The following is a 21,166-nucleotide window of genomic DNA, read 5'->3' as shown; positions in this document are numbered from 1 at the left end:
GGGCCCCACCTCCCAGGAGTGCGGTCTTTCCCACACCTAGGGTTACTTGCATGACGCCGCACAATGCCTCAGGGCCCAGCCGCTGGTCCGACCTCGACCGCCCGCCGCTCGACGCGACCGCGCTGCGCCGCGGACTCGTCCGGGAGGGCGGCCTGTGGTCCTCGGTCGAGGTGCTCCAGCGCACCGGCTCCACCAATTCCGACCTCGTCGCCCGCGCGTCCGCCGGTACGGCCGCGGAGGGCGCGGTGCTGGTCGCCGAGGAGCAGACGGCGGGACGCGGACGGCTGGACCGCCGCTGGACGGCCCCGCCGCGCTCGGGGCTCTTCTTCTCCGTACTGCTGCGCCCCGCCGAGGTGCCGCTGGAGCGCTGGGGCTGGCTGCCGCTGCTGACCGGCGTCGCGGTCGCCACCGGCCTGGCCCGCGCGGCCGGGGTCGACACCGCCCTGAAGTGGCCGAACGACCTGCTGGTCACGGTCGGCGGCGAGGAGCGCAAGGCGGGCGGCATCCTGGCCGAGCGGGCGGGGGAGGACGGCGTGGTCGTCGGCGTGGGCCTCAACGTCACCCTGCGCGCCGACGAACTCCCCGTCCCCCAGGCGGGTTCCCTGGCCCTCGCCAACGCCGTTAGCACGGACCGCGACACGCTGCTCCGCTCCGTGCTCCGCTCCCTGGAGACCTGGTACGACCGCTGGCGCGCCGCCGCGGGCGACCCCGTCGAGAGCACCCTCCAGGAGACCTACGCGGCGGGCTGCGCCACCCTCGGCCGCCAGGTCCGCGCGGAGCTGCCCGGCGACCGGGCGCTGGTGGGTGAGGCGGTGGCGATCGACGGCGACGGACGGCTGGTGATCGCCACGGCGGAGGGGAAGCGGGAGGCCGTCGGGGCGGGGGACATCGTGCATCTGCGCCCGGCGTAGCGGGCGTTCCGGGCGTTCCGGACGGGTGAAAGTGGGCAGAGGGGCGTGGGGACACCGGCCCGCGCCCCTGCCGTGCGCGGTGCGCGCCGGGCGGTGCTTCCGGGGGGTGAAGGGTGCGTCCGGGTGGGCGGTCCCGGCGGAGTGAGCTGGCGCACACCTGCCGTAGAGTTGAGGCCGGTCGGTACCTGACCGCGGCAGATCGGAAGGGCAGCAGGCGTGAGCGTCGACGACACGGGCTCCGGCGCGGGCGCGGAGGGCCGGGTGGACCCCGATGCCCCCGACCCCGGCGACGACCCGCTCGCCCTCCGCCTCGAACAGCTGATCCTCGGCGCCGAGCGCCGCTACACCCCCTTCCAGGCAGCCCGCAGCGCCGGTGTCTCCATGGAGCTGGCGTCCCGTTTCTGGCGGGCGATGGGCTTCGCCGACATAGGCCAGGCGAAGGCGCTCACCGAGGCCGACGTACTCGCCCTGCGCAGGCTCGCCGGTCTGGTCGAGGCAGGACTGCTCAGTGAGGCCATGGCGGTGCAGGTGGCCCGCTCCACCGGGCAGACCACCGCCCGGTTGGCCGAATGGCAGATCGATTCCTTCCTGGAGGGCCTGACCGAGCCCCCCGAGCCGGGCATGACCCGCACCGAGGTCACGTACCCGATCATCGAACTGCTCCTGCCCGAGCTGGAGGAGTTCCTCGTCTACGTCTGGCGCCGCCAGCTCGCCGCGTCCGCCGGGCGCGTGGTGCAGAACGTGGACGACGAGGAGATGGTCGACCGGCGTCTGGCCGTCGCCTTCGCCGACCTCGTCGGCTTCACCCGGCTCACCCGCCGGATGGAGGAGGAGGAACTGGGCGAGCTGGTCGAGGCGTTCGAGACGACCGCCGCCGACCTGGTGGCCGCGCGCGGCGGCCGCCTCATCAAGACCTTGGGCGACGAGGTGCTGTACGTCGCCGACGACGCGGCCACCGCCGCCGACATCGCCCTGCGCCTGGTCGAGACGCTGTCCAACGACGAGACGATGCCCGAACTGCGGGTCGGCATGGCGCTGGGCACGGTGACCACGCGGATGGGCGACGTGTTCGGCACGACCGTGAACCTCGCCTCCCGGCTGACCTCGATCGCGCCGCGCGACGCCGTGCTGGTCGACAGCGCCTTCGCGGAGGAGCTGATCCGCGCCGGTCTGGCGCCCGCCTCGGAGGCGGAGGCGGCCGAGGCCGTCGCCACCGCCGAGAAGGAGGGCGAGGAGCCCCCGCAGTACCGTTTCGCCCTCCAGTCGATGTGGCAGCGCTCGGTGCGTGGCCTGGGCATGGTCGAGCCCTGGCTGCTGGCCCGCCGGGACGAAGCGAACTGAGCCCTATCGGCCCCGCAGTTCCAGACAGAGGCCCAGCACGGGCACGCAGACGCCCGGCTTGTCCGGCGGGGGTGGCGTACTGCTCGGGGTCGGCGTGGGTGCGGGGGCGGGTGCGGACTGGGCGGGGGGCTCGGGCTCGGAGGACGCCTCCGGTGCGGTGGTGTGCGGCGCGGCCGGGGGCCGTGGTGCGCTTGAGGTGACGGGCGGTGCCGGGGACTGGGTCGGGCGCGTGGGCGGCACCTCGGCGCTGCTGCCGACCGGGCTGCTGCGGGTGGGGCGCGCGGACCGCGGGGCGGACGCGGGCGAGGCCGACGGTACGGCGACGACGGTCGCGGATGCGCCCGGCGACGGCTCGACGTCCAGCTTCCACGACCGCCGCGGTTCCGCCTCCGCGGTCCCGGGCCCGGCATCCGGCGCGACCCGCACGAAGCTCAGCACCGCGACCCCGAGCACGGCCGCCGCCGCCACGAGCAGCACAACCCGCCGCCTCCGCCGATGCCGACCACGGCCCGTTGCGGTTACGGGGGAGGGGTCCGGCTCGGGAGGCAAGGGGAGGGGCGCCGTTGAAGCGACGGGGGTGGACGGGGCCGCGACCGCCTCGGGCTGATCGGCTGCGGCAGCGGTACTCACGGCCGCGCGCGAGCCCGCCTGCGACCGGGGACCCGCCTCGCCCCTCGCCTCTCCTGCCTCCGGCCGACCAACGCCGCCGTTCTGTTCCGCCCCCGCCGAGGCCGGTGGCCGAGCCCCGGCCCCGCCCTGCCTCGCTCGCGCGCGCACCTGCCCACGGCTCTCAGCCGCAGCGTCCCTGCCGGGCTGGGGCTGGTTGTCCGCCCCGGCTCGCGGTGCCTCCGCTCGCGGGTCGGTGACGCGTTGCCCGGTCCCGGCAGCCGCTTCCCTTCCGGCTGAGGGCTGACTTTCCGCCCCGACGCGCCGCATCTCCGCAGTCGCGCCTGCCCGAGGTCTGGCACCAGTTTGCCCGGCCTGGGGAGCCGCTCCCTCGGGCTGGGGCTGGTTGTCCGCCCCGGCCTGCTGTGCTGACGTAGCCGTGCCCGCGCGAGTGTCGGTGACGGATTGCCCGGGCCTGGGAGCCGTTTCCCTCTCGGCCGGGTGCCGGCTCTCCGCCCCGGCTCGCCGCGCCTCCGCAGTCGCGCCCGTCCGCGCGTCGGTGGCCCGCCCAGGCCTCGCAGTCGTTTCCCTCCCGGCCCCGGACCGCCCCCCAGTCTCGGCCCGCGTCGCCCCTGCGTCCGGCCGCCCCTCGGCGCCGTCCCGTGCGGCACCCGGAGTCGGCTCCCTACCGGCCTGCGGCCGACCCTCAGCGCCCCCCACCGGCACCCCCCGGCCCACCCCCGTCCGCACCAGGAACGACACCCCCGGCGGCTTGGTCGGGTCCGTGGGGATGCGGGTCGAGGACACCAGAGGAACCGATTCAGCAGGGGGCCGGGGTGGAGGCGTCGCGGACTTCCGCTCTCTGGGTGTCATGCGCTCCGCTCCTCCCGGCCGCGCACCGCCGGGCGCGTCAGCCGAAGGGGACGCTATGCGCTCGTGTGAGTGGTCCGGGCCGGGTCGGCCAGGTCATCACCCGAACGGGTGGGCACCGCTCTTTTCCGGGGACCGGTCCTGCTGCGATGATCGGGCCGACAGTGTGTTAACCCGCGTTAACCGGAGGATGGCATGAGCGAGGAGCGGTACGGGGAGTTCGTGCTGGTGCGCAGGCACGGCCACGTGGCCGAACTGGTGCTGGACCGGCCGAAGGCGATGAACGCCGTGTCGACGGAGATGGCCCGTTCGCTCGCGGCGGCCTGCACGGCGCTCGCCGCCGACCGGGACGCCCGGGTGGTCGTACTGACGTCCTCCAGCGAACGCGCGTTCTGTGTCGGCGCGGACCTGAAGGAGCGGAACTCGTTCAGCGACGCGGACCTGGTCCGGCAGCGCCCGGTGGCGCGCGGGGCGTACACCGGGGTGCTGGAGCTGCCGATGCCGGTGATCGCGGCGGTGCACGGCTTCGCCCTCGGCGGCGGCTTCGAACTGGCGCTGGCCTGCGACCTGATCGTGGCCGACGCGACGGCCGTGGTGGGGCTGCCCGAGGTGTCCGTGGGCGTGATCCCGGGCGGCGGCGGTACACAGCTGCTGCCGAGGCGGGTCGGCGCGGCCCGCGCGGCCGAGCTGATCTTCACCGCACGACGGCTGGACGCGCCGGAGGCGGCCGCGCTCGGCCTGGTCGACCAGCTCACCGAGGCGGGCCGGGACCGCGAGGACGCGCTCGCGCTGGCCGCGAGGATCGCGAAGAACTCCCCGGTGGGCCTCCGCTCCGCCAAGCGCGCCCTCCGCCTGGGCCAGGGCCTGGACCTGCGGGCCGGCCTGGACGTCGAGGACGCGGCCTGGCGCGCGACCGCCTTCTCCGGCGACCGCGCCGAGGGCGTCGCCGCCTTCAACGAGAAGCGCACCCCCGAGTGGCCGGGCGAGTGAGCCCGCGGTGACCACCTGATCGCCCGCGCCGATGCCCCTGATGTGCCCATTCGTCCCTAACCTGGGGTGATGGGTGAGGATGATCGGCTCGCGGCCGTGGTGGGGCTGGCGCAGGGCATGGCGGCCGCGCACACCGCGCCGGAGTCCTGGCGGGCGGCGGCGCTCGGGGCGTGCCGGGCGCTGGCCGGGAACTTCGCCGCGCTGTCGGTGTGGGAGCGGGAGCGGGGGCGGCTCAGGGTCCTGGTGAACGTCGGCAGGCGCGCCGAGGACGAGGAGGAGTTCCCGGAGCTGGAGGCGTACCCGGTCCACCAGTTCCCGGAGATCACCGAGTTCCTGCACGAACGCTGGGCCGGGGGCGGCGGTCCCAACGCCTGGGTGGAGACCGCGCGGGGCCCGGCCGCGGGCACCCCCGGCTACGTCCACCAGCGGGTCGCCGCCCTGCGCCGCCGGGGCCGGGGCTGCTGTGTCGTCGCGCCCGTGGTGCTGCACGGCCGGGCCTGGGGCGAGCTGTACGTGGCCCGCGCGGCCGGGGTGCCGGTCTTCGACCGGGGGGACGCCGACTTCGCCACCGTGCTGGCCGCCGTCGTCGCGGCCGGGCTGGCGCAGACCGAGCGGCTGGAGGAGGTCCGCCGCCTCGCCTTCACCGACGCCCTCACCGGCCTGGCCAACCGCCGCGCGGTCGACGTACGGCTGGAGGAGGCGGTGGCGCAGCACCGGGCGGACGGGGCGGTGGTCAGCCTCGTCGTGTGCGACCTGAACGGGCTGAAGAAGGTCAACGACACCCAGGGGCACGAGGTGGGGGACCGGCTGCTGGAGCGGTTCGGGTCGGTGCTGTCGCTGTGCGGGGCGATGCTGCCGGGCGCGCTCGCCGCGCGGCTCGGCGGGGACGAGTTCTGTCTGCTGGCGCTCGGGCCGTCGGCGGAGGACGTGGTGGCGGCGGCCGGGGAGCTGTGCCGCCGGGCCGGTGCGCTGGAGCTGGGCGAGGGGGTGGCCTGCGGGGTCGCGTCCACCGGGCACGACATCGGTCCGGTGCACGACGCCCGGCGGCTGTTCCGGCTGGCCGACGCCGCGCAGTACCGGGCCAAGGCCGAGCGCGCGGACCTGCCGGTGGTGGCCGGGCGGGAGGGTCCGGACGATCCGGTGGTGCGGCTGGCGGACGAGACCCCGCCGCCCGCGAAGAACGAGCGCCGCCGCTTCCGGGGCCGCCGGGCCCGGGGCCGGTAAGGGGCGCGAACGCGATCCAGTAGTGACACCACCGCATTCAATGCGTACGCTCCTGAATATGGATATGCACTCTGTGGTGGTGGGGACCACCGGTGTCACCGCGCACGACGTCCTCGCCGTCGCGCGCGCCGGTGCCCGCGTGGAGCTGTCGGAGGAGGCCGTGGCCGCGCTCGCCGCGGCCCGCGAGATCGTGGAGGCGCTGGCCGCCAAACCCGATCCGGTCTACGGCGTCTCCACCGGCTTCGGCGCCCTGGCGACCCGGCACATCAGCCCCGAGCTGCGGGCGCAGCTCCAGCGCAACATCGTCCGCTCGCACGCCGCAGGCATGGGTCCGCGCGTCGAGCGCGAGGTGGTCCGCGCGCTGATGTTCCTGCGCCTGAAGACGGTCTGCTCCGGGCACACCGGCGTACGCCCCGAGGTCGCGCAGACCATGGCGGACCTGCTCAACGCCGGGATCACCCCGGTCGTGCACGAGTACGGCTCCCTCGGCTGCTCCGGCGACCTCGCCCCGCTCTCGCACTGCGCGCTGGCCCTGATGGGCGAGGGCGACGCCGAGGGCCCCGACGGGACCGTACGCCCGGCCGGTGAGCTGCTGCGCGAGCACGGCATCGAGCCGGTCGAGCTGCGCGAGAAGGAGGGCCTGGCGCTCCTCAACGGCACCGACGGCATGCTCGGCATGCTGCTCATGGCCCTCGCGGACCTCGACTCCCTCTACAAGTCGGCCGACATCACCGCCGCCCTCAGCCTGGAGGGCCTGCTCGGCACGGACAAGGTCCTCGCGCCCGAGCTGCACGCCATCCGCCCGCACCCCGGTCAGGCCGCCTCCGCCGCCAACATGCTCGCGGTGCTCAAGGGCTCCCAGCTCACCGGGCACCACATGGACGACGCGCCGCGCGTCCAGGACGCCTACTCGGTGCGCTGCGCCCCGCAGGTCGCCGGTGCCGGGCGCGACACCCTGGCGCACGCCCGCCTGGTCGCCGAGCGCGAGCTGGCCGCCGCCGTCGACAACCCGGTGGTGCTGCCCGACGGCCGGGTGGAGTCCAACGGCAACTTCCACGGCGCCCCGGTCGCCTACGTCCTGGACTTCCTGGCCATCGCCGCCGCCGACCTCGGCTCCATCGCCGAGCGCCGCACCGACCGGCTGCTGGACAAGAACCGCAGCCACGGGCTGCCGCCGTTCCTCGCGGACGACGCGGGCGTGGACTCCGGCCTGATGATCGCCCAGTACACGCAGGCCGCGCTGGTCAGCGAGCTGAAGCGGCTCGCCGTACCGGCCTCCGCCGACTCCATCCCGTCCTCCGCCATGCAGGAGGACCACGTCTCCATGGGCTGGTCGGCCGCGCGCAAGCTGCGTACCGCCGTGGACAACCTCACCCGGGTCATCGCGGTCGAGCTGTACGCGGCCGCCCGCGCCGTCGAGCTGCGGGAGGGGCTGGAGCCCGCGCCCGCCTCGCGCGCGGTGATCGAGGCCGCGCGGGCGGCCGGGGTGGGCGGTCCGGGTCCGGACCGGTTCCTCGCGCCCGACCTGGCCGCCGCCGACGCCTTCGTGCGCGGGGGCGGGCTGGTCGCGGCCGCCGAGACGGTCACCGGACCGCTGCGCTAGCCGCCGCTGAGGGGCCTCACCTACGGGTGGGGCCCCTTTTCGGTGTTCCGGTTCTCAGAACTCCAGCCGCTCCCGGCGCACCGAATACACCACGAAGCCCGCGCCCACGGCGAGGAACAGGGTGCCGGAGACCACGTACGGCGTGGTGTCGAAGCTTCCGGTGTCCGCCAGCCGGGTCGGATCGGACTCGGTCTGACCGGTCAGCCCGGACACCGTGGTGACCTGCTCGGTGATCCCCGAGTCCGGGCCACCGGAGTCCGCCGACCCGGAGACCGCCGTACCGGCGGCCGTCGAGCCCGTCGTGGGGCCGTCCTGCGAGGCGTTGGCGGACGGGACGAACCACAGGGCGCACAGCAGAGTGCCCGCGGCGGTGGCGGTCATCAACGGACGGCGAGCGAATGCCACGGAGTATCGATCCCCCTTGTGACGCTGGTGAATTGGCCGTGTGGAGCGATGTTAGTGAAAATCGCGGGTCACAGGAAAGTCACGACAGGTTTCGGTTCTAGGCTCGCCCCATGGACGCTGAAGAGACATCACGTTTTGTGCGCCTTCGGGTGGAGCTGGTCCTGGAGGTCGTCGACGACGACGAGCTGACCAAGGCCGCACTGCGCCGCATCGCCACCGACCCGGAGCTGCCGGATGCGGAGCGGACGCAGGCCGAGGGTGCTGTGACGGAAGACACCGCCGAGGCGCTGGCCTATCTCGTCGACCCGTTCGACCTGGTCAGCGAGGTGCCCGGGGTGGAACTCCAGCAAGCCTCCTGGTCCAGCGAGCGGTCTGAGTACGACGCGGATTCGCCCGATTGGGACCTATATGAGGATGATGAGGCGGACGGCGAGGAGCCGGACGGCGAGAACGAGCGGTAGACCGGCGGCATCGGCCGCGGAATTCGGGGCACGCATCAACCCGGACGGCAACCGCCGTCCGGGTTTTCACGTCTGACAAGAGGCGCACGGAGTGCCGCGCACAGCCCGTCCCGGCAGGGGACGTGGCGTTCCCCACACAACCCCCTTGCGGGGAACGGGAAGGCGTGGCCCCGGCGTTGAAAGATTTCAACGGGGACTCTCGGGGTTCTGGCGGATTCGGCAACGATGGAGAAGCGTGTGATGACGGACAGTAAGCGGCGCAACGGCCTGACGGTCGCGTCCGCTCTGCTCGGTGGCGTGCTCGTGCTCACGGGCTGTTCCGGTGGCGGTGACGCCAACGCGTCCGACGGCGGTGAGAGCTCGCAGGCCCAGGCCGACGAGGCGGCGGCGCAGAAGTCGTCCGAGGCTCAGATCACGATCACGCCGAAGGACGGCTCGAACAACGCCTCCATCAACAACTCGGCCGCGGTCAAGGTCGCCAAGGGCACCCTGACCGGCGTGAGCATGACCACCGCGGACGGCAAGCCGGTCGACGGCGCGCTCTCCGCCGACAAGCTCAGCTGGAAGCCGACCACCCAGCTGGACCGGTCGACGACCTACAAGCTCGCCGCCGAGGCCAAGGACTCCGAGGGCCGCGTGGCCCACGAGAACGCCTCCTTCACCACGGTCTCCCCGACCAACAGCTTCATAGGCAACTTCACCCCGGACAACGGCAGCACCGTCGGGGTGGGCATGCCCGTGTCGATCAACTTCGACAAGGCGATCACCGACAAGGCCGCCGTGCAGAAGGGGATCACCGTCTCCTCCTCCAGCGGCCAGGAGGTCGTCGGCCACTGGTTCAACGCCAACCGGATCGACTTCCGCCCGGAGACGTACTGGAAGGAGAACTCCACCGTCACGCTGAAGCTGTCGCTCGACGGTGTCGAGGGCGCCGACGGCGTCTACGGCGTCCAGCAGAAGACGGTCACCTTCCACGTCGGCCGCAACCAGGTCTCGTACGTCGACGCGAAGACCAAGCAGATGAAGATCACGCAGGACGGCAAGGTCGTCAAGCAGATCCCGATCTCGGCCGGTTCCCCGGAGAACAAGACGTACGCCGGGACCATGGTCATGTCCGAGAAGTTCGAGCAGACCCGGATGAACGGCGCGACCGTCGGCTTCACCGACGACGACGGCAAGGGCGAGTACGACATCAAGGACGTGCCGCACGCCATCCGCCTCACCGGCTCCGGCACCTTCCTGCACGGCAACTACTGGGGCGCCAAGTCCATCTTCGGCAGCGAGAACACCAGCCACGGCTGTGTGGGCCTGTCCGACACCAAGGGCGCCAAGGACCCGAACACCCCGGCCGCCTGGGTGTTCAACCACTCCCTCGTCGGTGACGTCGTGGTCATCAAGAACACCGGTGACAAGACCGTCGCGCCCGACAACGGCCTGAACGGCTGGAACATGGACTGGGCGCAGTGGAAGGCCGGTTCGGCCGTCTGATCCCACCCCGGAATCCCTGAGCGCGTGAGTGCCGCCCCTCCTGGTGAGGGGCGGCACTTTCGTCTCAGAGCGTCGGTACGGCCGCCGCGCCCCAACTCGCCAGCAGGCGAAGGGACTCGGCCGAGGCGGAGTCCGGTTCGGCGTGGTAGACGATCAGGTTGAGGTCCGCGTCGCCCGTCAGCCGCAACCCCTCGAAGCTCAGGGCGAGTTCACCGACCAGCGGATGCCGCAGCCGCTTCACGCCGTAGAACTGCTCCTTCACGTCGTGGGTGGCCCACAGGCGGCGGAACTCCTCGCTCTTGACGGAGAGTTCACCGACCAGCGCGGCCAGCCGGGCGTCGTCCGGGAAGCGTCCGGCGTCCATCCGCAGCCCGCAGACGATGTCGATCGCCTTCTGCTCCCAGTCGATGAACAGCTCGCGGTACTCCGGGCAGAGGAACACCAGCCGGGCCCAGGTGCGGTCCTCGGGCGGCAGCCCCGCCCAGTCGCCGAACAGCGCGGTCGCCATCCGGTTCCAGGCCAGGATCTCCGTGCGCCGCCCCGCGATGTACGCCGGTACCGCGTCCATCGAGTCCAGCAGATGCTGGAGCGCGGTCCGCACCTGCGGGCGACGGGCCTGCGGCCGCTTCTTGGGCGGCACGGGCTTGGCCAGATGGGTCAGATGCGCGTGCTCGGCGTCGGTCAGGCGCAGCGCGCGGGCGATGGAGTCCAGCACCTCCGCCGACACGTTCCGCCCGTTGCCCTGCTCCAGCCGCGTGTAGTACGCCACCGACACCCCGGCCAGCTGCGCCAGCTCCTCGCGGCGCAGCCCCGGCACCCGGCGGCGCCGGCCGAACTCGGGCAGACCCACGTCCTCGGGCTTGAGCCGGGCCCGGCGGCTGCGCAGGAACTCGCTCAGCTCGGCCCGCCGGTCCAGCGGGCGGCTCGCGGCCGTCTCCGGCTGTTCGTCCATGCCTCAAGTATCGAGGGCCCCGCCGGGTCGTACGCGCCGGAGCCTGTCCCTCCCAGTGGTAGGCACGCCGGTCGTACGAAAAGGCGTGACCTGGGTGGGGACGCGGGATGGGGGCACTCTGGGGGAGTGCCCGGTCGAAACCGTGTCCGGGCCACCGCGAAGCTTAGGAGAACCCTGGCATGACCACTGTTGCTGCGTACGCCGCGCCCGCCGCCAAGGCGCCCCTGGAGCGGACCACGATCGAGCGGCGGCCGGTCGGCGCCCATGACGTCCTGATCGACATCAAGTTCGCGGGGATCTGCCACTCCGACATCCACCAGGCCCGCGACGGCTGGGCCGAGGGCATCTTCCCGATGGTCCCCGGCCATGAGATCGCCGGTGTGGTCACCGAGGTCGGCCCCGAGGTCACCAAGTTCTCGGTGGGCGACCGGGTGGGCGTCGGCTGCATGGTCGACTCCTGCCGCGAGTGCGACAACTGCAAGGCCGGCCTGGAGCAGTACTGCACCGGCGGCGGCCCCACGCTCACCTACAACGACACCGACAAGCAGGGCGAGCCCACCTACGGCGGCTACTCCGAGAACGTCGTCGTCAACGAGGACTTCGTCGTCCGCGTCCCCGACGGGCTGGAGCTGGACGTGGCCGCACCGCTGCTGTGCGCGGGCATCACCACGTACTCCCCGCTCAAGCACTGGGGTGTCGGCCCCGGCAAGAAGGTCGCCGTGGTCGGCCTCGGCGGGCTCGGACACGTCGGCGTGAAGATCGCCCACGCGCTCGGCGCCGAGGTCACCGTGCTCTCGCAGTCCCTGCGCAAGAAGGACGACGGGCTGCGGCTCGGCGCCGACCACTACTACGCCACCAGCGACCCGAAGACCTTCGAGGAGCTGGCGGGCACCTTCGACGTCATCCTGAACACCGTCTCGGCGCCGCTCGACTTCGCCGAGTACGTGTCCCTGCTGCGCACCGACGGCACCCTGGTCAACGTGGGCCTGCCCGAGGAGCCGGTGCAGATCACCCTCCAGTCGATGTTCGGCCAGCGCCGCAGCATCTCCAGCTCCGGCATCGGCGGCATCGCCGAGACCCAGGAGATGCTGGACTTCTGCGCCGAGCACGGCGTGGGCGCCGAGATCGAGCTGATCGGCGCGGACGAGATCAACGCCGCGTACGACCGCGTGACCGCCAGCGACGTGCGCTACCGCTTCGTCATCGACACGGCGACGATCTGACCCTGGACACACGAAAGGGCCGCCCGGCTCCGGCCGGGCGGCCCGTTCCCGTGTGCTCAGCGCTGTCTGCTCAGCGCCGTCTGCTCAGCCCTGGGCGGGGGCGACGCCGATCGGGCAGGAGACGCCCGTGCCGCCGATGCCGCAGTACCCGGCGGGGTTCTTGTCCAGGTACTGCTGGTGGTACGGCTCGGCCGGGTAGAACGGGCGGCCCTCGGCCGGGAGGATCTCCGTGGTGATCGTGCCGTGCCCGGAGCCGGTGAGCACCTTCTGGTACGCGGCCCGGGACGCCTCGGCGGCGGCCGCCTGCTCCGGGGTGTGGGTGTAGATCGCGGAGCGGTACTGGGTGCCCACGTCATTGCCCTGCCGGAAGCCCTGCGTGGGGTCGTGGGACTCCCAGAAGGTCTTCAGCAGCCGCTCGTACGAGATGACCTCGGGGTCATAGACCACGCGGACCGCCTCGGTGTGGCCGGTCAGGCCCGAGCAGGTCTCCTCGTAGGTGGGGTGCTCGGTGGAGCCGCCCTGGTAGCCCACCAGCGTGGTGTAGATCCCCGCCGGAAGCTGCCAGAACTTGCGCTCCGCGCCCCAGAAGCAGCCCAGCCCGAAATCGGCGACCTCCAGACGCTCGGGGTAGGGGCCGGTGAGCTGGTTGCCGAGGACGGTGTGCCGGGCGGGAACCTCGTAGGCGGGCGCGTCCCGCCCCGTGAGCGCCTGCTCCGGGGTGGGCAACTGCGGTGTGCGGCCGAAGAGCATGAGGTCTCCCTGGTCGGTCTCGGGTGCGGACGTGCACTTCGTACAACGGCCCGCGTGCCGTTGGAATTCCGGTTCAGCCCGTGGCCCGCCGGGCCTCCAGTACGGCGCGGTCGCGGACCTCGCAGAAGTACTCCGCCTTGTTGTTCCGGTACCGCCACGGCAGCGCGTCCACATGGCCGTCGACCAGCCGGAAGTGCTCCACCGCGGCCTCGTCACGGCCCTGCAGGTGCAGGTAGTAGGCGAGCAGGTGGCGCAGCTCCGGCAGGCGCGGGTGCTCCGGGTCGGCGGCGGCCGCGTCCTTCAGGGCCGCCTCCACCCGCGCCACCATCACCGGGGTGTTGTCGGCGGCGGTGTCGTCGGATTCGTCGTGCTCGAAGTGCGCGATCAGCGGCAGCGCCGTCAGCAGGCTCCCGGTGGGCGCTGCGGCGGCGGCCCGCTCGGCGAACTCGGTCGCCAGCCGCTCCGAGCCGCGCCACTTGGCGCACCAGTACTGCAGGGCCGAGAAGTGCGCCTCGTAGTGGTGCGGGGCGCGGGCCGTGATCTCGGTCCACAGATCGTCCATCTTGGCGTTGGGGTACCCGAGGCCCAGCGCCAGCCAGATCTCCGCGACGTACGGCGTCGGGTCGTCCGGGTTCAGCGCCGCCGCCCGAGCCACCTCCTCGCGGGCCTCCAGCAGCGTGCGGTGGAACGCCTCGAACTGCTCGTGCGTGGTGTACTGCGCCCGCTTGCCGCCCCGTACCCGCCAGGCCAGGATCACCGCGCTGCGGGCCCGGACCACGGCCGCGTCCGGGTCCTCGGGGCGCTCGGCCTCCCAGGCCAGCAGCCAGGTGTCGTCGTCGGCCGCCTTGTCGGCCAGCCGGAACGTGAGCAGCGACCGGCGCTCCCAGTCCCGGCCGACGGCCGCCATCAGGTCGGCGGCGGGGCGCCAGTCGCCGTCCCGGACCGCGGCGAGCGCGGCCGTCGTCTCCGGGGTCGGCGGGCCGGCCGAGTCGGTGTTCTGCCGCTCGGCGGGCAGCAGGCCGAGCGCGGTCGAGGCGGCGGCCTTCGCGGAGGCGGTCGCGGCGGCCTCCTCGGCCTCGACGGCGGCCTCCGCGTTGCCGGAGAAGAACTCCTTCAGGAACACCTTGGCCAGCCAGGCGGCGAAGAGCACGAAGGGGACCGCCAGGGCGGCCAGTATCCAGAGCAGGACGGTCATGTGCGGGTGGGGTCCGTTCGGGTCAGGGGGTGTTCGGCGGTTCGGTCGCTCAGACGGGCTGGACGAGCGTCGGCGGGAGCAGGGCGCGCAGCGGGGCGGTGTCCGGCACGTCGGCCAGGGCCGCGTCCACGGCGGCCTCCATCGCGTCCTCGGGGCTCGCCGCGGCGCCGTCGGGCGCGCCGGGCAGCCGTACGGTGGCCGTGCGCGACCAGGAGAACTCCCAGCTCAGCAGCGAACGCGCGCTGAACTCGGCCAGCACCATCGTGCGCAGCGAGTCGCCCAGCGCGGGCCGCACGAACTGGCGGAACGCCCGTCCCTTCGCCGCGGACGCCTCCTCGGACAACGGCAGCCGCTCGGCCACCCGCCACAGCCGGCCCTCGTCGATGGCGTCGAGCAGGTCCGCCAGGGTCGCGGGGCGTCCGTTGTAGGCGGTCAGCGCGCGGTGCAGCGGGGTCTGCGCGGTGGTGATGTTCTCGGCCATGGCGACGTTCAGCAGCTCCGGCCAGTCGGCGGCGCGCCGGAAGCCCAGCGCCTCCACCGTCAGGGCGGCCTCCTCCAGCGCCGTCAGGGTGTGCTCCGGGTCGGTGAGCAGGGCCAGGGCGGGCCCGTCGCCCTCGGAGCGGCGTCCGTCCGCGGGCAGCGTCTCGATACGGCGCACCCGCTCGGCCATCGGCGGGTGGGAGTCGTACCGGGACTCCGGCTCTTCGGGCAGCCCGGCGCGCAGCTTCTCCAGCTCGGCGGAGCGCGCCGCCAGCAACTCGCGGAACCCGCCGAAGAACTGACCGCGCGGCGGCAGCGTGCGGGCGGGCAGGCCGAGGGTCGCGTACGAGTCGAGGTAGAAGCCGTGGGCGGCCACGAGGACCGGGATCTCGCGGAGCGCCGAGGCGGTGACGTCGCGTCCGGTGATCCGGGCGGCGACCAGGTCGGCCGCGAACTCCTGCCCGCGCGCGGTGCTCAGGGAGGCGCGCAGATAGAGCTTGGCGTACCAGGTGTAGAGCCGCGCCATCCCCCGGTACAGCGCGCCGGTGTGCCGGGTGTCCACCTCGCGGGCCTTCCTGCCCTTGGCGATCCGTTTGGCGGCGGTCCGCTCCTGCCGCTCGCGCTCGTCGGCCACCTTGTCGGCGGCGGCGGCGTGGAACTGCTCGACGACCCGGCTGATCTGCGCCCGGCCGCGCACCACGATCGCGGACAGCCGGGTGTCGCCCGCGGTGAAGTGCCCGAACTCGTGGCCGAGGACGGCGCGCAACCGGGCCTCGCTCAGCCCGGTCAGCAGGGGCACGCCGAGGCTGAGGGTGCGGGGGCCGGGGCGCAGGCCGAGCAGCCGCGCGTCCTCGCGTACGGAGGCGTTCACGTCCGGGGTGAGCAGGATGCGGGCGGGGGCGTGGGTGCCGCTCGCGTCGGCCACCTCGCGCACCAGCGCCCACAGCCGGGGTTCGTCGGCCTCGCCGACCTCGAGGGCGGCCGGGTCGTCGGCCGCGGGGATGCGCAGCATGAACATGCCGCGCACGACGGGCACGGCCAGCAGCACCGTGACGATGGCGAGCTTGACGGCCCCGAAGCCGCGCAGCCCCCAGTGGAACAGGGCGATGTCGGTACCGGCCAGCGCCGCCAGCAGGACGAGGCTGATCAGGTAGAAGCCGGACAGCAGGACGAGGGCGCGCAGCGCGCGCAGGGTTGCGCCCATCGGAAAGATCCCCCCATGGCATCCGGGCCGGGCCGGAGCAAGACGAACGAGGCGCACACCGCCGCGCGGTGCCGCCGCCTGAGTGTGGGGGGACTCGGGCCCGGGCAAAGCAGAAGCAAAGCCCAGGGCAAGCGGAGTATGCCCTACCGCAGGTCAGTGGGGCAATACGTATTCCGCGGAGGCCGGACGGGGGGTCAGCCGGGGAGGCTCGGTGTCAGCCCGGGAGGCTCGCCGGGTTGCCGCCGTTGGCCTCGTAGCCCGCGACCGCCAGGGCCCGGTAGACCGCGAACTCCTCGGCCGGTTCCTCCGAGAGGCTCCACGGCAGCGCGCCCACATGGCCGTCCACGTGCACCAGCTGGTCCATGGCCTCCGCCCAGCGCTCGGCCCGCACCAGGAAGAACACCAGCAGATGCCGGACGTGCGCGAGCATCGGATCGTCCGGCCGGGCGGAGTGCACCGCGTGCAGCGCGCCGTGCATCGCCTTCACGACGACCTCGCTGCGGTAGAACCCCGCGACCAGGTTCACCTCCGGCAGATGCTCGAAGACCGCGAACAGCGGCAGCGCGGCCAGCAGCGAACCCTCGGGCGCGCGGGCGGCGGCAGATTCGGCGAACGCGTACGCCTCCTCGCGCGAGCCGTGCCACTTCTCGCAGGTGTAGTGCAGCGCGGCCAGGTGCGCGCCCATGTGGTGCGGGGCGACGTCGAGGATCTTCCCCCACAGCTCGTCGAACTCCGGCCGGGACCAGCCCAGTCCGCGCGCCACGGACAGCATGACGATGCGCGGCACCGGATCGCCGGGGGCGGCGAGCGCGGCCCGCTCACACGCGTCGCGCGCCTCCTCCATGATGATCCGGAAGTCGTCCGTGCCCGGCACCGAGGTCCGCCACGCCTGCTGCGCCAGGAACTCGGCGTGCACCGCCGCGCCGCCCGCGTCCTTCGGCTGCTCGGCCCGCCACACCCGCAGCCACTGGCCGCCCGGCGTCCCATGTATCCCGCCCGGCCGCTCGCGCAGCTCCAGCGAGGCCGCTCCGGCGAACGCCTGCACCCGCTGCCAGCGCGTCTCGCCCTCCGTCTCCGTGCCCGCGAGGAGCTGGGCGGCGGCGCGGTAGTCACCGGTGCGGGCGACCACGTCCAGCACGTCCAGCAGGTCCTGGTCCGGGCCCGGCATCCGGACGTCCAGCTCCTCCTGGCGCAGGAAGCCGTACCGCTCGGGGTCGGCGGCGTCCGGGTGGTCCGGGTGCACACGCTCGATCCCGCCGCGCCCGCGTCGGATCAGCGGGAGCAGCGCGAAGGCCAGCAGGGCCAGCGCCAGGAGCAGCCAGAGAGTCGCCATGCGTCAAGCGAACCAGATGCCGGTGACAGTTGGCCAACCCTCCCCCGAGCCTGTGGAAAACTCCCGTCCACCGCCCGCCGCGCCCCCGGCGTCCGGCAGCACCCCCGCGAGCGCATTACGCTCGGTGCACATGAGCGACAGGCACATCAGCGAGCACTTCGAGACTCTGGCGATCCACGCGGGCAACACCGCCGATCCCCTCACCGGCGCGGTCGTCCCGCCCATCTACCAGGTCTCGACCTACAAGCAGGACGGCGTCGGCGGCCTGCGCGGCGGTTACGAGTACAGCCGCAGCGCCAACCCGACCAGGACCGCGCTGGAGGAGAACCTCGCGGCGCTGGAGGGCGGCCGCCGCGGCTTCGCGTTCGCCTCCGGCCTCGCCGCCGAGGACACCCTGCTGCGTACGCTGCTCAGCCCCGGCGACCACGTCGTCATCCCGAACGACGCCTACGGCGGCACCTTCCGCCTCTTCGCCAAGGTCGCCACCCGCTGGGGCGTGGAGTGGTCCGTCGCCGACACCAGCGACCCGGCCGCCGTGCGCGCCGCGATGACCCCGCGCACCAAGGCCGTCTGGGTGGAGACCCCCTCCAACCCGCTGCTCGGCATCACCGACATCGCCGCCGTGGCCCAGGTCGCGCACGCGGGCGGGGCGAAGCTCGTCGTCGACAACACCTTCGCCACCCCCTACCTGCAGCAGCCGCTGGCGCTCGGCGCGGACGTCGTCGTGCACTCCCTGACCAAGTACATGGGCGGCCACTCGGACGTGGTCGGCGGTGCACTGATCGTCGCCGACGAGGGTCTGGGTGAGGAGATCGGCTTCCACCAGAACGCGATGGGCGCCGTCGCCGGTCCCTTCGACTCCTGGCTGGTGCTGCGCGGCACCAAGACCCTCGCGGTGCGCATGGACCGGCACAGCGAGAACGCCACGAAGATCGCCGACATGCTGACCCGGCACCCGCGCGTGAGCAGCGTGCTCTACCCGGGCCTGCCCGAGCACCCCGGTCACGAGGTCGCCGCCAAGCAGATGCGGGCGTTCGGCGGCATGATCTCCTTCCGGGTCACGGGCGGCGAGGAGGCGGCCGTCGCGGTGTGCGACCGCGCGAAGATCTTCACCCTCGGCGAGTCCCTGGGCGGCGTGGAGTCCCTCATCGAGCACCCCGGCCGGATGACGCACGCCTCCGCCGCCGGTTCGGCGCTCGAGGTCCCCTCCGACCTGGTCCGCCTGTCCGTGGGCATCGAGAACGCGGACGACCTGCTGGAAGACCTCCAGCAGGCGCTCGGCAAGTAAGCGGGCTCCGGCCTACCAGCCGGACAGGGGCGGGGTCGTCCGAGCGGGCGGCTCCGCCCACGGCCGGGTCAGCACGGCCCAGGTGAGGAACGCCACCGCCGCCGCGCACAGCACCAGCCACAACAGCCGGCGCGCGTGCCGCCGCAGCCGCAGCAGCCGGGCGCCCCGGCGCACCGCCTCGCCGGGCAGCTCCGGCGGCACCCTGACCGGCACCGCCTCCATCAGCCGCCGCACGGCGGCCTCGCGGTCCGGCCGGTTCACGGCCGGAGCCGTCGTACGACGGGGCCCGCCCCGCGCGGAGCGGGCCCGGGCGGCGGATGCAGCACCGTGGCCGTCGCCCGGTGGCAGAGGACGTCCACCCGCTCGGTGGGGAGCCCCAGCAAGGTCGCCGTCTGCTCGGTGGCCAGCCCCTCGTACAGCCGCAGTACCAGGACCAGCCGTTCGCGCGGGGTCAGCGCGGCGAGCGGGCCGTGCGGGCGGGAGCGGTGCCGGGGCGCGTGGGCGAAGCCGGTCGCCAGGTGCCTGCGGGCGCGGTCGTAGGGGTCCTCGCCGGGCGGGTGGTCCCAGTGGGCGTAGGTGTGGGCGAGCGCCCGGGTCAGCAGGCGCCGCGCGCGCGGGTTGGCGTCCGGCTCCTCCGCGGTGAGCAGCGTGGCCGTGTGCAGCAGCCGGGCCGCCGCGCCCGCGACGAACCCTCCGAACTCCTGTGCCCTGCGGGCATCCCGCACGGCCGCCCGATCTCGCACCCCGCCTCCCCCCAGCGCACCCTGCGGCGCGAGAAGAACCCGTGGCACCCGGGCGCGTGCCCGGGGCCGGATCTCATCTGAGGCCCGCCGGGGCCCGGGGGTCAAGAGCCGGGAGGGGGCGTCCTCAGGAGGCGGCGGGCGGCTGCGGCTGGACGGCCATGCGCGCGGACAGCGCGGTGTTGAAACGGCTCAGCAGATCGCAGAAGCTCTCGCGTTCGGCCGGAGTCCACTCCTCGGTCAGCTCGGCCATCAACTGGCGCCGCGAGGCTCGTACTTCCGCCAGCCGGGTCGCCCCGCGCGGAGACAGCTGGAGCACCACCGCGCGGCCGTCCTCGGGGTGCGAGGTGCGCTTGACCAGGCCCGCGTCGACCAGCGGGGCCACCTGGCGGGTCACCGTGGAGGAGTCGATGCCCATGCTCGCGGCGAGTGCCTTGACGCCCATGGGGCCTTCGTTGTCGAGCCGGTTGAGCAGCAGGTAGGCGGCGCGGTCCATGGAGTTGCGCACCTGCCCGACCCCGCCGAGCCGCGTCTGTTCGGCGCGGCGCGCGAACACCGCCACCTCGTGCTGGAGGGTGTCGAGCAGACTGCTGTCACCGACGGTTGTCATGTCCATCGACATATCAGGTGTTGTGGGCATGGCCGGAGGCTCGCTTCATGAAGGGGTGCTGGGTTGGGGGACAGGGTACGCGGCTGGGCGGTTGCCCGTACGGGCGCCGGTAAAACCCGCCCTCCCGACCGCCGTCGGCGCCGGTGACGAACGTGAACTGCGAGACTTGAGAGATGAGCTACCGCACGGCCGACCCCTTGCGCTCCGTCACCCTCGACGATGTGCGCGGGGCGCAGAAGATGCTCTCGGGCGTGGCCCGTACGACCGCCATGGAAAGCAGCAGGCACCTCTCCCGGCTGGTGGGCTCACCGGTCCACCTGAAGTGCGAGAACCTTCAGCGGACGGGCTCGTTCAAACTCCGCGGCGCCTACGTCCGCATCGCCGGACTGCTCCCCGAGGAATGCGCCGCCGGAGTGGTCGCCGCGAGCGCCGGGAACCACGCGCAGGGCGTCGCGCTGGCCTCCTCCCTGCTGGGCGTGCACTCCACCGTCTTCATGCCGCAGGGCGCCCCGCTGCCCAAGGTCAGCGCGACGCGCGAGTACGGCGCCGAGGTGCGCCTGCACGGCCAGGTCGTGGACGAGGCGCTCTGGGCGGCCCAGGAGTACGCGGCCGCGACGGGCGCGGTGTTCATCCACCCCTTCGACCACCCCGACATCATCGCGGGCCAGGGCACGGTCGGCCTGGAGATCCTGGAGCAGTGCCCGGAGGTCGGCACCATCGTCGTCGGCATGGGCGGCGGCGGACTCGCGGCCGGGATCGCGGTGGCGGTGAAGTCGGTACGGCCGGACGTACGGATCATCGGCGTGCAGGCCGAGGGCGCCGCCGCCTACCCGCCCTCGCTGGCCGCCGGGCACCCGGTGACGGTGGGGAACCCGGCGACCATGGCCGACGGGATCAAGGTCGGCACGCCCGGCGTGGTGCCGTTCGGGATCGTGGAGCAGCTGGTCGACGAGGTGCGCACGGTCGGCGAGGACCACCTCTCGGCCGCGCTGCTGCTGTGCCTGGAGCGGGCCAAGCTGGTCGTGGAGCCGGCGGGCGCCAGCCCGGTCGCGGCGCTGCTGGCCGACCCCGGCGGCTTCACCGGGCCGGTGGTCTCGGTGCTGTCCGGCGGCAATGTCGACCCGGTGCTGATGCAGCGGGTGCTCCGGCACGGCATGGCCGCTCAGGGGCGCTACCTCGCGGTCCGGCTGCGCCTCACCGACCGCCCCGGCGCCCTCGCCACCCTGCTCGGCGTGCTCTCGGCGGCCGACGCCAACGTGCTCGACGTCAGCCACATCCGCACCGACCCCCGCCTCGGCCTGAGCGAGGCGGAGGTGGAACTCCACCTGGAGACCCAGGGGCCGACCCACCGCACCGAAGTCACCGCCGCCCTGCGGGAGTCGGGGTACGTGATCATCGACTGAGCGGCGCCGGACGGGGGAACGGGCGGGGTCGGGCCGAGTCGGTCGGGGCACCGTTCACTCGTTCGGGGAAGGAATCCGGAAACCCGTTG

Annotated in this window: 20 protein-coding genes; 10 read left to right on the top strand and 10 right to left on the bottom strand. The window is 73.4% G+C overall.

Features of this window, described 5'->3' with window-relative positions:
- Positions 1-50 precede the first annotated feature (50 nt).
- Together ACIPPM_RS15685 and ACIPPM_RS15680 are read left to right on the top strand one after the other, a co-directional pair.
- Positions 51-911 carry a biotin--[acetyl-CoA-carboxylase] ligase gene (locus ACIPPM_RS15685; protein ID WP_401447712.1) on the top strand — a complete coding sequence of 287 codons (861 nt, stop codon included), beginning with the start codon at positions 51-53 and terminating at the stop codon, positions 909-911.
- Between the two features lie 216 nt (positions 912-1,127).
- Positions 1,128-2,252, top strand: coding sequence for an adenylate/guanylate cyclase domain-containing protein (locus ACIPPM_RS15680; protein WP_401447710.1), 1,125 nt, complete (start codon positions 1,128-1,130; stop codon positions 2,250-2,252).
- A gap of 3 nt (positions 2,253-2,255) precedes the next feature.
- On the opposite strand, the gene ACIPPM_RS15675 is transcribed toward ACIPPM_RS15680, so the two are convergent.
- Complete coding sequence (locus tag ACIPPM_RS15675; protein WP_401447708.1) at positions 2,256-2,729, bottom strand: hypothetical protein; 474 nt, start codon at positions 2,727-2,729, stop codon at positions 2,256-2,258.
- A 1,194-nt stretch (positions 2,730-3,923) separates the two neighbouring features.
- Here ACIPPM_RS15675 and ACIPPM_RS15670 point away from each other — a divergent pair.
- The 3 genes from ACIPPM_RS15670 (at position 3,924) to hutH (ending at position 7,545) form a co-directional block, all read left to right on the top strand.
- Entirely contained in the window at positions 3,924-4,718 is a 795-nt protein-coding gene (locus ACIPPM_RS15670; RefSeq protein WP_401447706.1) for an enoyl-CoA hydratase/isomerase family protein, read from the top strand.
- A 69-nt stretch (positions 4,719-4,787) separates the two neighbouring features.
- The gene (locus ACIPPM_RS15665; protein ID WP_401447704.1) at positions 4,788-5,942 is read left to right on the top strand and encodes a diguanylate cyclase domain-containing protein; all 1,155 of its coding nucleotides are present in this window, start codon (positions 4,788-4,790) and stop codon (positions 5,940-5,942) included.
- Between the two features lie 64 nt (positions 5,943-6,006).
- Complete coding sequence (gene hutH, locus ACIPPM_RS15660; RefSeq protein ID WP_401448493.1) at positions 6,007-7,545, top strand: histidine ammonia-lyase; 1,539 nt, start codon at positions 6,007-6,009, stop codon at positions 7,543-7,545.
- Positions 7,546-7,599: 54 nt separating this feature from the next.
- Here hutH and ACIPPM_RS15655 read toward each other — a convergent pair whose 3' ends face one another.
- Entirely contained in the window at positions 7,600-7,950 is a 351-nt protein-coding gene (locus ACIPPM_RS15655) for a hypothetical protein (protein ID WP_401447701.1), read from the bottom strand.
- A 110-nt stretch (positions 7,951-8,060) separates the two neighbouring features.
- On the opposite strand from ACIPPM_RS15655, the gene ACIPPM_RS15650 reads away from it, so the two are divergent.
- Both ACIPPM_RS15650 and ACIPPM_RS15645 read left to right on the top strand, forming a co-directional pair.
- Positions 8,061-8,411 (top strand): hypothetical protein, encoded by a 351-nt coding sequence (locus tag ACIPPM_RS15650; RefSeq protein WP_401447699.1) that lies wholly within the window; start codon positions 8,061-8,063, stop codon positions 8,409-8,411.
- Between the two features lie 240 nt (positions 8,412-8,651).
- Positions 8,652-9,899: an Ig-like domain-containing protein gene (locus ACIPPM_RS15645; RefSeq protein WP_393595602.1), complete on the top strand. Its 1,248-nt coding sequence runs from the start codon at positions 8,652-8,654 to the stop codon at positions 9,897-9,899.
- Between the two features lie 64 nt (positions 9,900-9,963).
- Here the strand turns inward: ACIPPM_RS15645 and ACIPPM_RS15640 are convergent, their stop codons facing one another.
- Positions 9,964-10,851: a helix-turn-helix domain-containing protein gene (locus ACIPPM_RS15640; RefSeq protein WP_401447695.1), complete on the bottom strand. Its 888-nt coding sequence runs from the start codon at positions 10,849-10,851 to the stop codon at positions 9,964-9,966.
- Between the two features lie 179 nt (positions 10,852-11,030).
- On the opposite strand from ACIPPM_RS15640, the gene ACIPPM_RS15635 reads away from it, so the two are divergent.
- Positions 11,031-12,074, top strand: coding sequence for an NAD(P)-dependent alcohol dehydrogenase (locus ACIPPM_RS15635; protein WP_401447693.1), 1,044 nt, complete (start codon positions 11,031-11,033; stop codon positions 12,072-12,074).
- An 84-nt stretch (positions 12,075-12,158) separates the two neighbouring features.
- Here the strand turns inward: ACIPPM_RS15635 and msrA are convergent, their stop codons facing one another.
- From msrA to ACIPPM_RS15615, 4 genes are all read right to left on the bottom strand, one after another.
- Positions 12,159-12,824: a peptide-methionine (S)-S-oxide reductase MsrA gene (gene msrA / locus ACIPPM_RS15630; protein WP_401447690.1), complete on the bottom strand. Its 666-nt coding sequence runs from the start codon at positions 12,822-12,824 to the stop codon at positions 12,159-12,161.
- A 73-nt stretch (positions 12,825-12,897) separates the two neighbouring features.
- Positions 12,898-14,019 (bottom strand): hypothetical protein, encoded by a 1,122-nt coding sequence (locus ACIPPM_RS15625; RefSeq protein WP_401447687.1) that lies wholly within the window; start codon positions 14,017-14,019, stop codon positions 12,898-12,900.
- Between the two features lie 49 nt (positions 14,020-14,068).
- Positions 14,069-15,703 carry a M48 family metalloprotease gene (locus ACIPPM_RS15620; RefSeq protein WP_401447685.1) on the bottom strand — a complete coding sequence of 545 codons (1,635 nt, stop codon included), beginning with the start codon at positions 15,701-15,703 and terminating at the stop codon, positions 14,069-14,071.
- Positions 15,704-15,917: 214 nt separating this feature from the next.
- Positions 15,918-17,036: a hypothetical protein gene (locus ACIPPM_RS15615; RefSeq protein WP_401447682.1), complete on the bottom strand. Its 1,119-nt coding sequence runs from the start codon at positions 17,034-17,036 to the stop codon at positions 15,918-15,920.
- A 130-nt stretch (positions 17,037-17,166) separates the two neighbouring features.
- Here ACIPPM_RS15615 and ACIPPM_RS15610 point away from each other — a divergent pair, with 130 nt between their 5' ends.
- Positions 17,167-18,324, top strand: coding sequence for a cystathionine gamma-synthase (locus tag ACIPPM_RS15610; protein WP_401447680.1), 1,158 nt, complete (start codon positions 17,167-17,169; stop codon positions 18,322-18,324).
- A gap of 12 nt (positions 18,325-18,336) precedes the next feature.
- Here the strand turns inward: ACIPPM_RS15610 and ACIPPM_RS15605 are convergent, their stop codons facing one another.
- The 3 genes from ACIPPM_RS15605 to ACIPPM_RS15595 all read right to left on the bottom strand — a co-directional run bounded on the left by ACIPPM_RS15605 (position 18,337) and on the right by ACIPPM_RS15595 (position 19,686).
- Positions 18,337-18,585 carry a hypothetical protein gene (locus tag ACIPPM_RS15605; RefSeq protein ID WP_401447677.1) on the bottom strand — a complete coding sequence of 83 codons (249 nt, stop codon included), beginning with the start codon at positions 18,583-18,585 and terminating at the stop codon, positions 18,337-18,339.
- On the bottom strand, positions 18,582-19,067 hold the full coding sequence (locus tag ACIPPM_RS15600) for a sigma factor-like helix-turn-helix DNA-binding protein (RefSeq protein ID WP_401447675.1): 486 nt from the start codon (positions 19,065-19,067) through the stop codon (positions 18,582-18,584). Before ACIPPM_RS15600 ends, ACIPPM_RS15605 begins: the two co-directional genes overlap by 4 nt.
- A gap of 124 nt (positions 19,068-19,191) precedes the next feature.
- Positions 19,192-19,686: a MarR family winged helix-turn-helix transcriptional regulator gene (locus ACIPPM_RS15595; RefSeq protein WP_401447673.1), complete on the bottom strand. Its 495-nt coding sequence runs from the start codon at positions 19,684-19,686 to the stop codon at positions 19,192-19,194.
- 161 nt (positions 19,687-19,847) lie between these two features.
- On the opposite strand from ACIPPM_RS15595, the gene ilvA reads away from it, so the two are divergent.
- The gene (gene ilvA, locus ACIPPM_RS15590) at positions 19,848-21,077 is read left to right on the top strand and encodes a threonine ammonia-lyase (protein WP_401447671.1); all 1,230 of its coding nucleotides are present in this window, start codon (positions 19,848-19,850) and stop codon (positions 21,075-21,077) included.
- Positions 21,078-21,166 lie beyond the last annotated feature (89 nt).

This window comes from Streptomyces sp. NPDC090119, from assembly GCF_044747085.1.
Taxonomy (GTDB): domain Bacteria; phylum Actinomycetota; class Actinomycetes; order Streptomycetales; family Streptomycetaceae; genus Streptomyces.
This window is presented reverse-complemented; position numbering and strand designations above follow the sequence as displayed.

Coding starts and splice junctions, on each gene's coding strand:
- ACIPPM_RS15625 (WP_401447687.1), bottom strand. CDS start 14,019: ATGACCGTCCTGCTCTGGATACTGGCCGCCCTGGCGGTCCCCTTCGTG.
- ACIPPM_RS15670 (WP_401447706.1), top strand. CDS start 3,924: ATGAGCGAGGAGCGGTACGGGGAGTTCGTGCTGGTGCGCAGGCACGGC.
- ilvA (WP_401447671.1), top strand. CDS start 19,848: ATGAGCTACCGCACGGCCGACCCCTTGCGCTCCGTCACCCTCGACGAT.
- ACIPPM_RS15640 (WP_401447695.1), bottom strand. CDS start 10,851: ATGGACGAACAGCCGGAGACGGCCGCGAGCCGCCCGCTGGACCGGCGG.
- ACIPPM_RS15685 (WP_401447712.1), top strand. CDS start 51: ATGACGCCGCACAATGCCTCAGGGCCCAGCCGCTGGTCCGACCTCGAC.
- ACIPPM_RS15595 (WP_401447673.1), bottom strand. CDS start 19,686: ATGTCGATGGACATGACAACCGTCGGTGACAGCAGTCTGCTCGACACC.
- ACIPPM_RS15635 (WP_401447693.1), top strand. CDS start 11,031: ATGACCACTGTTGCTGCGTACGCCGCGCCCGCCGCCAAGGCGCCCCTG.
- ACIPPM_RS15610 (WP_401447680.1), top strand. CDS start 17,167: ATGAGCGACAGGCACATCAGCGAGCACTTCGAGACTCTGGCGATCCAC.
- ACIPPM_RS15665 (WP_401447704.1), top strand. CDS start 4,788: ATGGGTGAGGATGATCGGCTCGCGGCCGTGGTGGGGCTGGCGCAGGGC.
- ACIPPM_RS15645 (WP_393595602.1), top strand. CDS start 8,652: ATGACGGACAGTAAGCGGCGCAACGGCCTGACGGTCGCGTCCGCTCTG.
- msrA (WP_401447690.1), bottom strand. CDS start 12,824: ATGCTCTTCGGCCGCACACCGCAGTTGCCCACCCCGGAGCAGGCGCTC.
- ACIPPM_RS15650 (WP_401447699.1), top strand. CDS start 8,061: ATGGACGCTGAAGAGACATCACGTTTTGTGCGCCTTCGGGTGGAGCTG.
- ACIPPM_RS15615 (WP_401447682.1), bottom strand. CDS start 17,036: ATGGCGACTCTCTGGCTGCTCCTGGCGCTGGCCCTGCTGGCCTTCGCG.
- ACIPPM_RS15620 (WP_401447685.1), bottom strand. CDS start 15,703: ATGGGCGCAACCCTGCGCGCGCTGCGCGCCCTCGTCCTGCTGTCCGGC.
- hutH (WP_401448493.1), top strand. CDS start 6,007: ATGCACTCTGTGGTGGTGGGGACCACCGGTGTCACCGCGCACGACGTC.